The organism is Pseudoxanthomonas suwonensis (genome assembly GCF_010093235.1).
Classification (GTDB): domain Bacteria; phylum Pseudomonadota; class Gammaproteobacteria; order Xanthomonadales; family Xanthomonadaceae; genus Pseudoxanthomonas; species Pseudoxanthomonas suwonensis.
Genome location: NZ_PDWP01000002.1, coordinates 75,967 through 90,164, shown reverse-complemented (window position 1 = coordinate 90,164; position 14,198 = coordinate 75,967). Strand labels below are relative to the sequence as shown.

The 14,198-nt window shown below is 70.9% G+C and carries 12 protein-coding genes and 1 pseudogene; 1 reads left to right on the top strand and 12 read right to left on the bottom strand.

Features of this window, described 5'->3' with window-relative positions:
* From CSC68_RS01325 to CSC68_RS01300, 6 genes and pseudogenes are all read right to left on the bottom strand, one after another.
* Positions 1-642, bottom strand: coding sequence for a CvpA family protein (locus tag CSC68_RS01325; protein ID WP_162201698.1), 642 nt, complete (start codon positions 640-642; stop codon positions 1-3).
* A gap of 34 nt (positions 643-676) precedes the next feature.
* On the bottom strand, positions 677-1,744 hold the full coding sequence (locus CSC68_RS01320; RefSeq protein WP_162201697.1) for an SPOR domain-containing protein: 1,068 nt from the start codon (positions 1,742-1,744) through the stop codon (positions 677-679).
* Between the two features lie 61 nt (positions 1,745-1,805).
* Positions 1,806-3,064 (bottom strand): annotated as a pseudogene (gene folC, locus CSC68_RS01315) (bifunctional tetrahydrofolate synthase/dihydrofolate synthase).
* Between the two features lie 34 nt (positions 3,065-3,098).
* Entirely contained in the window at positions 3,099-3,638 is a 540-nt protein-coding gene (locus CSC68_RS01310) for a hypothetical protein (RefSeq protein ID WP_162201696.1), read from the bottom strand.
* A gap of 16 nt (positions 3,639-3,654) precedes the next feature.
* Entirely contained in the window at positions 3,655-4,299 is a 645-nt protein-coding gene (locus tag CSC68_RS01305; protein WP_162201695.1) for a histidine phosphatase family protein, read from the bottom strand.
* 91 nt (positions 4,300-4,390) lie between these two features.
* The gene (locus CSC68_RS01300; RefSeq protein ID WP_162201694.1) at positions 4,391-6,550 is read right to left on the bottom strand and encodes a S46 family peptidase; all 2,160 of its coding nucleotides are present in this window, start codon (positions 6,548-6,550) and stop codon (positions 4,391-4,393) included.
* Positions 6,551-6,732: 182 nt separating this feature from the next.
* Between CSC68_RS01300 and tdh the strand changes: the two genes are divergently transcribed.
* Entirely contained in the window at positions 6,733-7,767 is a 1,035-nt protein-coding gene (gene tdh, locus CSC68_RS01295; protein ID WP_211365672.1) for an L-threonine 3-dehydrogenase, read from the top strand.
* A 69-nt stretch (positions 7,768-7,836) separates the two neighbouring features.
* Here tdh and CSC68_RS01290 read toward each other — a convergent pair whose 3' ends face one another.
* The 6 genes from CSC68_RS01290 to CSC68_RS01265 all read right to left on the bottom strand — a co-directional run bounded on the left by CSC68_RS01290 (position 7,837) and on the right by CSC68_RS01265 (position 14,145).
* Positions 7,837-8,529, bottom strand: a complete 693-nt coding sequence (locus CSC68_RS01290; protein WP_162201693.1) for a TorF family putative porin — start codon at positions 8,527-8,529, stop codon at positions 7,837-7,839.
* Positions 8,530-8,650: 121 nt separating this feature from the next.
* A complete protein-coding gene (locus CSC68_RS01285) occupies positions 8,651-9,700 on the bottom strand; it encodes a sulfate/molybdate ABC transporter ATP-binding protein (protein WP_162201692.1) in 1,050 nt (349 codons plus the stop codon).
* A 9-nt stretch (positions 9,701-9,709) separates the two neighbouring features.
* Positions 9,710-10,624 (bottom strand): sulfate ABC transporter permease subunit CysW, encoded by a 915-nt coding sequence (cysW, locus tag CSC68_RS01280; RefSeq protein WP_162201779.1) that lies wholly within the window; start codon positions 10,622-10,624, stop codon positions 9,710-9,712.
* A 64-nt stretch (positions 10,625-10,688) separates the two neighbouring features.
* On the bottom strand, positions 10,689-11,567 hold the full coding sequence (gene cysT, locus CSC68_RS01275) for a sulfate ABC transporter permease subunit CysT (RefSeq protein WP_246193407.1): 879 nt from the start codon (positions 11,565-11,567) through the stop codon (positions 10,689-10,691).
* An 86-nt stretch (positions 11,568-11,653) separates the two neighbouring features.
* Positions 11,654-12,676 carry a sulfate ABC transporter substrate-binding protein gene (locus tag CSC68_RS01270; protein WP_162201691.1) on the bottom strand — a complete coding sequence of 341 codons (1,023 nt, stop codon included), beginning with the start codon at positions 12,674-12,676 and terminating at the stop codon, positions 11,654-11,656.
* Between the two features lie 32 nt (positions 12,677-12,708).
* Positions 12,709-14,145 carry an OprO/OprP family phosphate-selective porin gene (locus CSC68_RS01265; RefSeq protein ID WP_162201690.1) on the bottom strand — a complete coding sequence of 479 codons (1,437 nt, stop codon included), beginning with the start codon at positions 14,143-14,145 and terminating at the stop codon, positions 12,709-12,711.
* Positions 14,146-14,198 lie beyond the last annotated feature (53 nt).

Below are 14,198 nucleotides of genomic sequence, written 5' to 3'. Positions count from 1 at the left end.
CTACTGACCGGGGTTGGGACTGGAAGACGGGACAGGTTCGCCGCCGGACGGCGGCGGTTCGGCATCCACCGGGACGGGCAATGCCCCGCCGAGGGATTCGACGAGCACGCCGGCGCGCTTGAGGGCGCCATTATCGCCGTCGGCCTTGCCGTTGCCAAAGTCGAGTTCGCCGGCCGCCCATTCCGGCAGCCAGCGCGCCAGCCACTGCGCGCCAGGCACCAGGAGCGGCAGCGCGCGCGACTGCGACCAGGCCGGTTCGCGGGGCAGCGTGCTGAAGGCCATCAGCAGCACCAGCACGCAGGCGACCAGCACGCCGCGCGCCAGGCCCAGGGCCAGGCCGAGCATGCGGTCCACGCCCGACAGGCCAACCGAATGCAGCAGCTTGCGCATGAGCCAGCCGACCAGGGTCACCGCCACCAGCACGCCGAAGAACGCCAGCGCGTACCCGGCCAGCAGGCCGGTGGCGCCCGGCTGGCCGTCGCTGCTCAGCAGGAAGGCCAGGTGTGCGCCGTAGCGGAACGCGCACCAGGTGGCGCCGATCCAGGCCACCAGCGAGGCGATCACGCCGACGAAACCGCGCACGACCCCGAGCAGGGCCGAGGCGGCGATCACCAGCAACAGGACGAGGTCGATCGCGTTCATCGCTTCGCCGCGTGCGCGGCCGGTCCGGCCGGGATCACGGGTGCGGGACCACCATGCCGCCGCCATGCGCGGCAAGCCGGCCGCGCAACTGCTCGGCTTCGGCGCGCGTAGCTACCGGCCCGACGCGCACGCGGCTGAGCGTGCCCTTGTCGGTACGCACCGGCTGGACGATGGCGCTGAAACCGGCCGCGCGCAGGCGGTCGCGCAGGGCGATCGCGTCGGCCTCGCTGGGGAACGCCCCCATCTGCCCCGCGAAGCCCACGTTCGACGCCGCCGGGGTCGGCGACGGGGCCGGCACCGTCGCGGCCGGGGGCTGCGCGGGAGTGGCGGGCCTGGACGCGGCGGGAATCGTGGCCGTCGCCTTCGGCGCCTGCGGCTGGGTGGTCGCCGTCCGGGTCGATGCGGTCGAGGTCGACGCGGCGGCCGGCGAGGAAGTGGCAGGCGCGGTCGTGGTCGTGGTGGAGACCGTGCGCGGCGCTTCGCGTGCCGGGAGCGGCTCGGAAGCGGCCGTGGCCTGCGCCGGGGCCGGTGCGGTCGCCTGGGTGGCCGCCGTCGCCGCAGCGCCCTGCGTACCCTCCCCGTCCGCAGCGTCCAGCGCGATCACCTGCGCATTGACGTCGTTGCGGATCCGCACCGCGCGCAGGCGGCCGGCTTCGGCCAGCGCCCGGTCGGCATACGGTCCGACCCGCACGCGCCAGGCCTGGCGCCCGTTGACCGTGTCCTCCTCGCTGAAACCGTCCAGCCCGGCCTGGCGCAGGCGGCTGATGACCGCCTCGGCGTCGCGCTCGCTGGCGTAGGCGCCGAAGCTCACCGCCCAGCGGCCGGCGGCGGTCGCCGGGTCGGCGGCCGGGGTCGCGGGGGCGGCATCCTCCTCCGCGACCGCGGCGGTCTCCGGCGCGGGCACGGGGGTGTCGGCGGCAGGCCCGAGCAGGGGCAGCTCGCGGGTTTCGTAGCCACCGGCAGGGGCATCCGGCACGCGGGTGGAGACATCAGCCACGCCACTGTCGGGCGCGGGCCCCTGGACCAGCATCGGCAGGAAGATGACCGCGAGCGCGACCAGTACGGCCGCGCCGATCAGGCGTTGTTTCAGCGTGGTATCCACGGGGACTGGGGCCTGGCGGGAAGTGTCGGCAATTATAGGGGGAGGCCCGGGGCCCGGACCGTCATTGCCCTGAACGCAGCATCGCCAGCGCGGCGGCGGCGGTGTGGAAGGACCCGGCCACGACCACCCGATCGCCCGGCGAGGATTGCGCGAGCGCCCGGGACAGCGCCGCTTCAACGCCCGCATCCCGGCTGCCGTCCGCAGCCGCGGTACCGGCCAGGCGCGCGGCGAGGACATCGACCTCCTCGCCGCGCGGGATGCCCGCGAGCCCGGCCAGGTGCCAGCGGTCCACGCAGCCTTCCAGCGCCTGGACGATCGCGGCCACGTCCTTGTCGGCAAGCGCCGACAGCACCATGGCGGTGGCGCCTGCGGCCGGCCGTGCCCTGGCCCAGGCCGCCAGTTCGCGCGCCGCTTGCGGGTTTGGGCCACGTCGACCACCACCTCGACGCCATCGCGCTCGAAGCGCTCCAGGCGTCCGGGCACGCGCGCAGCAGCCACGCCGGCGGCGAAGCACGCATCCGAAGGCGGACGCGGCAAGGCGCGCAGGGCGGCGACCGCGGCCGCGGCATTGGCCCGTTGCACCGGTGCCGCCAGGGCCGGCTCGGGCAGCAGCAGCTCGGCGCCGACCTCGCGCCACAGCCACTGCCCCTCTCCGGCCGGTTCGTGGAAGAAGTCGCTGCCCGAGCGGATCGCGTTGGCACCGATCGCATAGGCATGGCGCAGCACGCTGGATGGCGGATCGATCTCGCCCAGCACCAGCGGCTTCCAGGCACGGGCGATGCCGGCCTTCTCCGCGCCGATGGCCTCGCGGTCGCTGCCCAGCCAGTCGACGTGGTCCACGTCGACCGTGGTGATCACCGCCACGTCCGGATCGACCAGGTTGACCGCATCGAGGCGGCCGCCAAGGCCGACCTCCAGCACTGCCAGGTCCAGCCCCGACTGCTGGAACAGCCACAACGCGGCCAGGGTCCCGTACTCGAAATAGGTCAGCGGGGTCTGTCCCCGTGCGGCCTCGACCGCTGCGAAGGCAGCGGCCAGCGCCGCGTCCGAAGCCTCGGCGCCATCGATGCGGACCCGCTCGTTGTAGCGCAGCAGGTGCGGCGAGGTGTAGGCGCCGACCTTCCAGCCACCGGCCCGCGCCATGGCCTCGATGAAGGCCACGGTCGAGCCCTTGCCGTTGGTACCGGCGACGGTCACCACCTGCGCCGCCGGCCGCTCCAGCCCGAGGCGCGCGGCGACCTCGCGCACGCGCTCCAGGCCCATCTCGATGGACCTGGGATGTTGCCGCTCGATGAACTCGAGCCACTGCTGGAGGTTCATTGCCGCTGTTCCGCTGCCCTTGCGTATCGCCGCCTCAGTCCACGGCCTCGGCCCGCTCCACCGTGACGCCGAGCGCGGACCTGCGGCCGTGCAGCCGCAGCCCGGCCCGGCTCGCCGGCACCCTGGCCGCAACGCCAGGCACGCAGATCTTGCCGCGGAACGTGTCCTTCTCCGTCTTCGGGAGGAACCTTACCGGACACACCAGGTCGCCGGCGCGCAGCTCCCCGTACACCGTCCTGGCGTAGGGGGTGCCGGCGACCGTCGTGTAGGCCCAGGGCAGCATCTGCCCCGCCAGCGCCCAGACGATGAAGACGTAGGCCAGCGCCAGCAGTCCGAAGCGGCGCGGGGTACCGGCCGAAGGCTCGACCTCGACCGGGCCCGATGATGCCTCGCGGGCCACGTGCCGGAACGCCAGCGCCAGGCCCGCGCCGGTGAGCAGCAGCGGACCCCAGAAACCGGCCAGCGCGCCACTGGCAATGAAGTTCTGCCGCGCCGAGGCGGCCGCGCATGCCGCGCCAAGGACCAGCAGGCCTCCCAGGACCAGCCGGCCGTTGTCGCGCGCCCCCCCTTCCACGCACGCCCATGGCCACCTACAGCGCGCGGTGCTTGGCTTCGCCGAAGAACGGGGTGTGGTGCGAGCAGTCGTTCAGGCGCACCACTTCCAGCCCGTCCACGTCCGGGCCTTCCAGCAGGTTGAGCGTGGTCGGCGCCTGGCGGAAGGTCCACAGCTTGCCGATCGGCAGGCCCAGGATCCGGCACAGCAGGACGCGGTTGACCGCGTCGTGGGCGACCAGCAACAGGGTGTCGTCGGCGCCCAGGCCCTCGCTGGCCCGGACCAGGCCGCGCCAGGAACGGTCCAGCACCTGGCGCAGCGACTCGCCGCCGGGCATCAGCACCGTGTCCGGCTCCTCGCGCCAGGCGCGCAGGCGGGCCGGGTCCTTCTCGTTTATCTCGCTGGCCAGCAGGCCTTCCCACTCGCCGTGGGCGATTTCCTGCACGTCCGGATCGATCTGCAGCATCCCCGCCCGCTCCCCGCCCAGCGCCAGCTCGGCGGTGCGACGGGCGCGCGACAGCGGCGAAGCCACCGCGCGGGTGATCGGAACGTCGCGCAGGCGCTCGCCCAGCGCGCGGGCCTGGGCCTCGCCCACCGGCGAGAGCGGGATGTCGATCTGGCCCTGGTAGCGGCCCTCGGCGTTCCACGGCGTCTCGCCGTGGCGTGCAAGCAGGATACGCATGGACTTCCCTCTGCAAGAAAACCCCCGCCGTGCACGGGCACGGCGGGGGGGCGCATGATAACCGACGGCCGGCTCCCCGGCCCGGACGGGTTCAGCGGGGAATACCCATTTCCTGGAGCAGCTGCGGGGCCGGGTAGACCTCCTGCATGATCCAGCGCATGTAGCGGGCATCGACCGCGATCATGCGGGTCATCTTCGGGTCGAACACCCAGTTGGAGCTGACCGACTCCCAGTTGCCGTCGAAGGCCAGGCCCACGAGCTTGCCGCGGGCATCCAGCACCGGCGAACCGGAGTTGCCGCCGGTGATGTCCAGGTCGGACAGGAAGTTCACCGGGACCGAGCCGATGCGCGGATCCTCCAGCCCGCCGTAGCGCCGGGCCTTGACCGCATCCAGCAGCGCCTGCGGGGAATCGAACGGATCCTCGCCGGTGTCCTTGGCGACGATGCCCTCGAGGGTGGTGAACGGGGTGTAGGCCACGCCGTCCTTCGGCTCGTAGCCGGTGACATTGCCGAAGGTGATGCGCAGCGACAGGTTGGCGTCCGGGTAGACCGCCTTGCCCTGGCTCTTCTTGTAGTCGGCCAGGGCCTGCAGGAACACCGGGCGCGCGGCCAGGTTCTCGCCGGTGCGCACCTTGCGCTCCTGCTCCAGCTTCAGCAGGGTCGGCATCACCGCCACCGCGTACTGGATCGCCGGATCGTCGCTGGACTCGAACGCGGCGCGGTCGGCGGACAGCCACTTCAGGCGCTCCCCGGTGCTGCCCAGCTTCGTCTGCGACAGGCGGTCCAGGGCGCGCTCGATGGCGGCGGCGTCGTTGCCGCCCAGCCACTTGTCCACGGCCGGCACCCGCTGCGCGGCCGGCAGCCTGATGTACTCGTTGAGCCAGTAGGCCTGCAGCTGGCGGTCCATGGCCGGCACGTAGCGGCGCTCCAGCTGCTTCATCGCGCCTTCGATGGTCGGCAGGTCGCGCTGCTGGTAGCCGGACTCGCGCTCGGCGTCGGGCTTGGCCTTCTCCAGCGCCAGGCGGTACAGGTGGGTGGCGGCACCGACGGTGGCGGTGTTGTTGAACATGCCCAGCACCAGGTCGCGCTCGCGGGTCGCCCTGGACTGCTCGAGCAGCTTCAGCAGCCTGGCGTGCGCTTCCAGCGCCAGGCGGCCCTTGCTGCCCTGGCCCTTGAGCCACTTCAGCACCGCCGCTTCCTCGGCCTGCTTCTGGCCGGCGGCGTCGATGCGCCTGAAGCCCTCGAGCTGGCCTTCGTAGTTCTTGCGCACGTTGTTCCAGCTGGCCATGGTGCTGGCGTACTTGACCTGGATGTCCGGGTCCTGGCGGCCGGCGGCTTCGACCAGTTCGATCAGCTTCGCGTAGTGCCCGCCGACCACCGGGTAGGTCCACTGCTCGGTGTTGGCGAACTCGGCGGCCAGGGCGTAGCGGTTGGTCGAACCCGGGTAGCCGGCGACCATCACGAAGTCACCCGCGCCCAGCGGCTTGTCGGCGATCTCCAGCCAGCGCTTCGGGGTGTAGGGCACGTTGTCCGGGGAGTACGGCGCCGGCTTGCCGTCCTTGCCGACGTAGGCACGGTAGAAGGAGAAGTCACCGGTGTGGCGCGGCCACATCCAGTTGTCGATGTCGCCGCCGTACTTGCCGACGCTGCCCGGAGGCGCGTACGCCAGGCGCACGTCGCGGATCTCGAGGTTCTTGAACAGGCGGTAGGTGTTGCCGCCGGCGAAGCTGTAGAGGCGGCAGCGGAAGCCCGGCTCGGACTCGCACTGGGCGATCAGCTTCTTCTCGAACGCCTCCAGCGCGCGGGTGCGGGCCAGCGCGTCCGGCGCGGCGGCGATCACCGCCTTCGCCTCGGCGGTCACGTCGGTGATCTCGTCCAGGACGAACACGCGGGCATTGGGGCCGGCGCTGAGCTCATCGGCCGGGGTGGCCGCGTTGAAGCCCTCCTTGATGAGGTTCTTCTCGGGAGTCGAATTGAGCTGGATCGCGCCGTAGGCGCAATGGTGGTTGGTGACCACCAGTCCCTGCGGCGAGACGAAGCTGGCGGTGCAGCCGCCCAGCGCGACCACCGCGCCCATGGGATCGCCGGTCAGGTCCGCCAGCTGCTCCGGGGCCAGCTCCAGCCCGGCCTGCTTCAGCGGCCCGGCGATCTCCGGGAGCTGCTGCGGCACCCACATGCCTTCCGCGGCATGGGCCAGCGGCGCGGCCAGCAGGGCGGCGAAGACGGAAAGGGACAGGGGGCGCATGCGCATGGAGGTGTTTCCAGCCGGGAGGAGCCCGGATTCTAGCCCTGCGGCCGCCAGGCCCGCCCCATGACTAATGGCAGGTAAATCCCCGGGGCCGGGCCTGCCCCGGCGGCGCCACGTCGTCTACATGGTTTCGGCGGCAACCTATAATGCCCGTCTTTCCCTTCTCCCCGTACCGAGGTCCGCCGATGTCCCGAACCATGAAGGCGCTGGTCAAGCGCGAAGCCGCCAGGGGCATCTGGATGGAGGAGGTGCCGGTCCCGCAGCCGGGTCCCAACGAGGTCCTGATCAAGGTCGAGAAGACCGCCATCTGCGGCACCGACCTGCACATCTACCTGTGGGACGAATGGAGCCAGCGCACCATCAAGCCCGGCCTGGTGATCGGCCACGAGTTCGTCGGCCGCGTGGTCGAAATGGGCCCGGGCGTGTCCGGCTACAGCGTCGGCCAGCGCGTCTCGGCCGAAGGCCACATCGTCTGCGGCCACTGCCGCAACTGCCGCGGCGGCCGCCCCCACCTGTGCCCGCACACGGTGGGCATCGGCGTGAACCGCAACGGCGCCTTCGCCGAGTACATCGTAATGCCGGCCTCCAACCTGTGGCCGATCCCGGACCCGGTGCCGTCGGAGCTGGCCGCGTTCTTCGATCCCTATGGCAACGCCGCGCACTGCGCGCTGGAGTTCGACGTGGTCGGCGAGGACGTGCTGATCACCGGCGCCGGCCCGATCGGCATCATCGCCGCCGGCATCTGCAAGCACATCGGCGCGCGCAACGTGGTGGTCACCGACGTCAACGACTACCGCCTGAAGCTGGCCGCTGACATGGGCGCCACCCGCGTCGTCAACGTGGCCAACCAGTCGCTGCGCGACGTGATGTCGGACCTGCACATGGAAGGCTTCGACGTCGGCCTGGAGATGAGCGGCAACCCGCGCGCGTTCAACGACATGCTCGAGTGCATGTACCACGGCGGCAAGATCGCCATGCTCGGCATCATGCCCAAGGGCGCCGGCTGCGACTGGGACAAGATCATCTTCAAGGGCCTGACCGTGCAGGGCATCTACGGCCGCAAGATGTACGAGACCTGGTACAAGATGACCCAGCTGGTCCTGTCCGGCTTCCCGCTGGGCAAGGTGCTGACCCACCAGCTGCCGATCGACCAGTTCCAGCAGGGCTTCGACCTGATGGAGGAAGGCCGCGCCGGCAAGGTCGTGCTCAGCTGGACCTGAGCGCCCCCGGGGCCCGCGAACGGAAAAAGGCGCCGCAAGGCGCCTTTTTCCTTTGCCGCGTGGCCGGGATTACTGGCCGACGCTGAGGGTCAGCACGACGCGGCTGTCGGCGAGCTTGCCGTAGATGTCGCGGCCGTTGCCGTCGGTGCCGACGTAGGCCAGCGAGGCGCTCAGCAGGCCCCAGCTGCGGCTGACGCCGATGCTCCAGTCGGTGTAGTCCTCGCTGAACTCCTTCTCGAACAGGCTGCGACCGACGCTCAGGTCGAGGCTGAAGTCCTCCGGTAGGCCGAGGCTGGTGCCGGCGGCCACGTACCAGGCGTCGGTGTCGCTGCCGCCGAAGTCGTCGCTGTAGGCGACGGTCAGGGTGTACTGCTCGGCGAAGGTGGTGGTGGTGATCAGCTCGTTGAAGTTCAGCTCGCCCGCATCCGGGTAGGTGTAGCGGTTGAGCATGATGTCGAAGTTCACCGAGTCGCTGAAATCGACGTTGTAGCCGATGAAGCCGTCGACCTCCAGGTCGGGGTCGCCGGGCCCGAAGTCGACGCCCGAGGCCCAGACGCCGGCATAGATGCCGACCGGCGAGGTGTAGGTGAAACCGGCCTGGCCGGTCGGGTTCTCGTCGCTCTGCGAGCTACCGCGCCACACGTAGTCGGAAACCGCGGTGATTTCCCAGGAGAACGGCGATTCCTCTTCCTGCGCGAAAGCGGCGAACGGAGCGGCGGACAGCACGACGGCAAGCGAGGCAGCGAGCTTGAAGGACTTCATCCCTGGATCTCCTCTGGTGGGGTGGTGCAGCGCGGGGCGGCCAAGGCCGTCTCGGTTCACGAATAATTAACCCAGCAGATATTGCGACGCAACATTCACACCGTCAACCAATTCCGCGGCCTCAGCCCCCCGCGAAAGCGCCGTACCGCACCGGCACCAGCCCCACCCGGCTGCCCGGGGGGTGCGCCTGCTGCGCATCCACCGGCAGTTCCACCTCGACCTCCTCGCCCTGCCCGTCTTGCAGGCGCGCCCGCACCCGCAGCCGCGGGCCGCTGCGCTGGGCATCGACCACCACCGCGTCCCAGCCGCCCTCCCCCAGGCGCAGGTCCTCCGGGCGCACATAGATATCCAGCTCGTTCGCCGCACCCTCCGGCAGCCTGCCCCCCGGGGGCGGCAGCACGAGCCCTCCAACCTCGACCTGGTCGCCATGCCGCCGGCCGCGCAGGCGGTTCACCGCGCCGACGAAGGAATACACGAACGGGCTGGCCGGGCGGTCGTAGGCCCCGGCCGGCGTGGCCAGCTGCTCGATCCGGCCGCCGTTGAGGATCGCGACCCGGTCGGCCAGTTCCAGCGCCTCCTCCTGGTCGTGGGTCACGAACACCGTGGTCAACCCGGTCTGCACGTGCAGCTGCCGCAACCAGCCGCGCAGGTCGCGCCGGACCTGGGCGTCGAGCGCACCGAAGGGCTCGTCCAGCAACAGCACCCGCGGCTCGATCGCCAGCGCGCGCGCCAGCGCCACGCGCTGGCGCTGGCCGCCGGAAAGCTGCGCCGGATAGCGTCCGCCCAGACCCTGCAGCTGCACCAGCGACAGCAGCTCCTCGACCCGCGCGGCGATCCTGGCCGCCGGCCAGCGTTCGCGACCGCGGCGCACCTTCAGGCCGAAGGCGATGTTGTCGGCCACCGTCATGTGCCGGAACAGCGCGTAGTGCTGGAACACGAAACCCACGCGGCGCTCCTGCACGCTCAGGCGCGAGGCGTCCTCGCCGCCGAACAGGATGCGCCCGCCGTCGGCGTGCTCCAGCCCCGCGATCACCCGCAGCAGGGTGGTCTTGCCCGAGCCGGACGGCCCCAGCAGGGCCAGCAGCTCGCCGTCGCGGATCTCCAGGTCGATGTCGTCCAGCGCGGCGAAGGAACCGAAGCGCTTGTGCAGGTTCTGGATGTCGATCTTCATCGCATGTCCTCAGTGGCGGTGGCCGGCCGCCAGCGACTCGCCGTGCCGTGATTCCAGCCAGGTCTTGAGCACCAGGGTGACCAGTGCGCTGAGCGCCAGCAGCGAGGCCACCGCGAAGGCGGCGCTGTAGGCGTATTCGTTGTAGAGGATCTCCACGTGCAGCGGCAGCGTGTTGGTGCGCCCGCGGATGTGGCCGGAGACCACCGACACCGCGCCGAACTCGCCCATCGCGCGGGCGCCGCACAGCAGCACGCCGTACAGCAGGCCCCAGCGGATGTTGGGCAGGGTCCCCCGCCAGAAGGTCTGCCAGCCGCCGGCGCCCAGGCTCAGCGCGGCCAGCTCCTCGTCGCTGCCCTGCTGCTCCATCAGCGGCATCAGCTCGCGGGCGATGAACGGGAAGGTGACGAACACGGTGGCCAGCACGATGCCCGGCAGCGCGAACACGATCTTCGGCAGCTGCACGTGCACCTGCCCCAGCAGCGGCAGCGACAGGTCCACGCCCTCGTCGATCAGCGGCCAGGCCCAGCCGTGCGCGCCGAACACCAGGATGAACACCAGGCCCGCCACCACCGGCGAAACCGCGAACGGCAGGTCGATCAGGCTCACCAGGATGCGCTTGCCCGGGAACTCGTGCTTGGCCACCAGCCACGCGGCCGCCACGCCGAATACCAGGTTCAGCGGCACGGTGATGGCGGTGACCACCAGGGTCAGCCGCACCGCCGCCAGCGCGTCCGGCTCGCGGATCGCGGCCAGGAACGCGCCGATGCCGCCGCGCAGGGCCTCGGCGAACCCCAGCCCCAGCGGCAGCAGCAGGAATGCCAGCAGGAAGCCGATCGCTGCGGCGATCAGCAGCCACTGCACCCAGCGCGGCTCGCTGGTCGGCGAGGTCCGGCGGACATGGGCGGCGGGCGCGGGCTCGGCCATCGTCAGTTCCCGTGGATCCAGCGCAAGGACGCCATGCACGTTACCACCCGTCTGCGGCGCCATCTCACTTCCCTCCCCTGCGGCCTGCAAGCCGCGACTGCAGGGTGTTGATCACCAGCAGCAGCGCGAAGGACAGCAGCAGCATGGCCAGCGCGATCGCGGTCGCGCCGGCGTAGTCGAACTCCTCCAGCTTGATCGTGATCAGCAGCGGCGCGATCTCCGAGACCATCGGGATGTTGCCGGCGATGAAGATCACCGATCCGTACTCGCCGACCCCGCGCGCGAACGCCAGGGCGAAGCCGGCCAGCACCGCCGGCCACACCGCCGGCAGCACCACCTTCCACACCGTGTGCCAGCGCCCGGCGCCGAGGGTGGCCGCGGCCTCCTCCAGCTCGCCTTCGGTTTCGGCCAGCACCGGCTGCACCACCCGCACCACGAACGGCAGGCCGATGAACACCAGGGCCACGGTGATGCCCAGCGGGGTGTAGGCCACCTTGATCCCCGCCGCCTCCAGCCACCGCCCTATCCAGCCATTGCCGCCATACAGCGCGGTCAGGGCGATGCCGGCCACCGCCGTGGGCAGGGCGAACGGCAGGTCGATCATGGCGTCGAACAGGCGACGGCCCGGGAAGCGGTAGCGCACCAGCACCCAGGCCACCAGGGTGCCCATCACCGCATTGAACGCGGCTGCCGCCAGCGCGGTACCGAAGCTGATCTTCAGCGCCGCCAGTACCCGCGGCTCGCTCCAGATCGCCCACAACCCGCTCCAGCCAAGTTTCGACGAGTACACGAACACGCCGGCCAGCGGGATCAGCACGATCAGGCTCAGCCAGGCCACGGTGTAGCCCAGGCTCAGGCCGAAGCCGGGCATCACCCGGCGTCGCCGTCCGGATACGGCCACGCCGCCCGCGGGCGGCGTCAGGGGATTGGTGACAGTGGACATCTCGCTCGCTTCGTCGGGGGGCCTGCTGCAACGCCGCCGCAAGCGCGGCGGAAGGCCCGGGGCGGCAGCCACCCCGGGCCGGCCGGTTACCTGGCCTTGGCGGCGGCCAGGATCTGGTCGAATTCTCCGCCATCGCTGAAGTGCCGCTTCTGCGCCTGCGCCCAGGAACCGAAGGCGCCATCGATGGTCACCAGCTGCACCTTCGGGAAGCGCGCCACGTCCTCCGGATCGGCGTGCTGCGGATAGCGCGGGCGGTAGTAGTTCCTGGCCGCGATGCGCTGGCCTTCCGGCGAGTACAGGAACTCCAGGTAGGCCTGCGCGATCTCGCGGGTGCCCTTCTTGTCGACGTTGCGGTCGACGATGGCCACCGGCGGCTCGGCCAGGATGGACAGCGAGGGCACGACGATGTCGAACTTGTCCGGGCCCAGTTCCTCGATCGACAGGAAGGCCTCGTTCTCCCAGGCCAGCAGCACGTCGCCGATGCCGCGCTGGACGAAGGTGGTGGTCGATCCGCGCGCGCCGGTATCCAGCACCGGCACGTTGCGGAACAGCGCGGTCACGAAGTTGCGGACCTTGGCTTCGTCGCCCTTGAAGATCCTGTCGGCGAAGGCCCACGCGGCCAGGTAGTTCCAGCGCGCGCCGCCGGAGGTCTTCGGGTTGGGGGTCACCACCGAGACGTTGGAGCGCAGCAGGTCCGGCCAGTCCTTGATGTTCTTCGGATTGCCCTTGCGGACCAGGAACACGATCGTCGAGGTGTACGGCGAGCTGTTCTCCGGCAGGCGCTTCTGCCAGTCGGGCCTGATCAGCTTGCGCTCGGCGATGGAGTCGATGTCGTAGGCCAGGGCCAGGGTGACGACGTCGGCCTCCAGGCCGTCGATCACGGCGCGCGCCTGCTTGCCCGAGCCGCCATGGGAGTTCTCGATCTCGACCTTCTGGCCCTTGGTCTGCTGCCAGTGCCTGGCAAAGGCGGCGTTGAACTCGCGGTACAGCTCGCGGGTGGGGTCGTAGGACACGTTGAGCAGCTTCGCGTCCTTGGCGAAGGCCCCCACCGCGAGGGTCAGGCCGAAGGTGGCGGCCAGCACCAGGAGGGAACGGCGGATGGTTTTCATCGGGAAACGCTCCGTTGGGATGGGGGAAGCTGTCAGAACGCGACCTGCAGGCGGGTGAACACGGCCTTCTCGTCCTCGCGGTCGGCGCCGCCGGCGGCCCCGCCCTCGAAGCCGGTCTGCAGGTAGTTCACCACCAGCTTCAGGTTGCTGTTGAGGTACCAGTTCACGCCGGCGACCCAGGCGGTGGCCTCGCGCGCGGACACGGCCGGGTCGGCGAACACCGGGAACGCGCCCTCGTCCACCTCCAGGCGACCGTAGCGGGCCACCAGCTCCCAGGCGCCCCAGCCGCCCTTGCCGGGGCTGAAGGCACGCGCGGGCTTCACCCCGCGATAGCTGGCGTCCTCGCCGGTAAGCACCCAACTGGCGGTTGCCTGCCAGGCCGTGGTCTCCAGGTCCGCCCTGGTGCCGCCGATGTCCAGCTCCTGGCTGGACGAAGCGTACTCGGCCAGCAATCCGAACGGCCCGCGATAGAAGTAGCCCTGCGGCGACCAGCGCTTGCGCCGGCCATCGGCGGCCACGCCGCCCCGGTAGGCGAAGAACTGCTGCTGGCCCGGGGTGCGGTAGCGCGGCAGGAAGTTGTTGCCGGCACCCTCCACGTCGCCGATGCTGGCGCCGATGCCGAAGCCCAGGCCGGACCAGAAGCTGTCGCTGCCCTTGAGCGGCTCGAAGAACAGCCGGCCGGCGTACTCGAAGTTGTCGTCCGGGTTGGTGGTCACCGCGTCGCGGCCGTCGACCGCGCCGTTGAACACGCCGATCGCGTAGGAGACCTTGCCGTCGGCCAGGTCGCCCTGCAGCTGCACGCCGAGGTCGCGGTTGGGCAGCAGCTCGGAAACCAGGGCGCGCTCGATGTCGGACAGCGAGGCCGAGGACTGCAGCCGTTCCAGGCCCACCGGCGAAGTGAACTTGCCGACCCGCACGGTCGCCGCCGGGGAGAACTTCAGGTCGGCGTAGGCGTCGACGATGCTGGCGCTGTCGCCGGCGAATTCCGGGGTGAAGCGGTAGCCCACCCACTTGCCCAGGGTGCCTTCGATCGTCGGGCGCGCGGTACGCAGCAGGAAGGTGTCGTTGGCGCCCGGTGCGCCGCTGTTGAAGAAGCGGCCATCCCCCTGCAGCAGGCCGCGGATCTTCACCTCGTAGGCGCCATCCCCGGAACGGAAGGACGCGCCCTTGTCGTTGACCGCGACCACCGGTGCGGCCTTCTCCTTCGCCGCGCGCGCCTCTTCCTGCAGCTCGAGGTTGCGCTCCAGCGCGCGCAGGCGCTGGTCCAGCGCCTGCAGGTCGAGGCTGTCCTGGCCATCGACGCTGGTGCCGCCGTAACGGGCTTCCAGCGCCTGCAGGCGGCGGGCCAGTTCCTCGACCGTGGGCTGCGACTGTGCGAAGGCGGGCGCGGCCAGTGCCAGGGCGACGGCCCCGGCAAGCCAGGAACGGACCGGCAGGCGCGAGCGGCGATGGGGGATGTGCTTGGACATGGGAGTTCCGTGGTCGGAGCCGGACATCGGCCGTGCGCAAAATACTCCCTATT

Excerpts from the sequence above, each read along its gene's own strand:
- CSC68_RS01325 (WP_162201698.1), bottom strand. The coding sequence starts at position 642 with ATGAACGCGATCGACCTCGTCCTGTTGCTGGTGATCGCCGCCTCGGCC.
- CSC68_RS01305 (WP_162201695.1), bottom strand. The coding sequence starts at position 4,299 with ATGCGTATCCTGCTTGCACGCCACGGCGAGACGCCGTGGAACGCCGAG.
- CSC68_RS01300 (WP_162201694.1), bottom strand. The coding sequence starts at position 6,550 with ATGCGCATGCGCCCCCTGTCCCTTTCCGTCTTCGCCGCCCTGCTGGCC.
- tdh (WP_211365672.1), top strand. The coding sequence starts at position 6,733 with ATGTCCCGAACCATGAAGGCGCTGGTCAAGCGCGAAGCCGCCAGGGGC.
- CSC68_RS01290 (WP_162201693.1), bottom strand. The coding sequence starts at position 8,529 with ATGAAGTCCTTCAAGCTCGCTGCCTCGCTTGCCGTCGTGCTGTCCGCC.
- CSC68_RS01285 (WP_162201692.1), bottom strand. The coding sequence starts at position 9,700 with ATGAAGATCGACATCCAGAACCTGCACAAGCGCTTCGGTTCCTTCGCC.
- cysW (WP_162201779.1), bottom strand. The coding sequence starts at position 10,624 with ATGGCCGAGCCCGCGCCCGCCGCCCATGTCCGCCGGACCTCGCCGACC.
- cysT (WP_246193407.1), bottom strand. The coding sequence starts at position 11,567 with ATGTCCACTGTCACCAATCCCCTGACGCCGCCCGCGGGCGGCGTGGCC.
- CSC68_RS01270 (WP_162201691.1), bottom strand. The coding sequence starts at position 12,676 with ATGAAAACCATCCGCCGTTCCCTCCTGGTGCTGGCCGCCACCTTCGGC.
- CSC68_RS01265 (WP_162201690.1), bottom strand. The coding sequence starts at position 14,145 with ATGTCCAAGCACATCCCCCATCGCCGCTCGCGCCTGCCGGTCCGTTCC.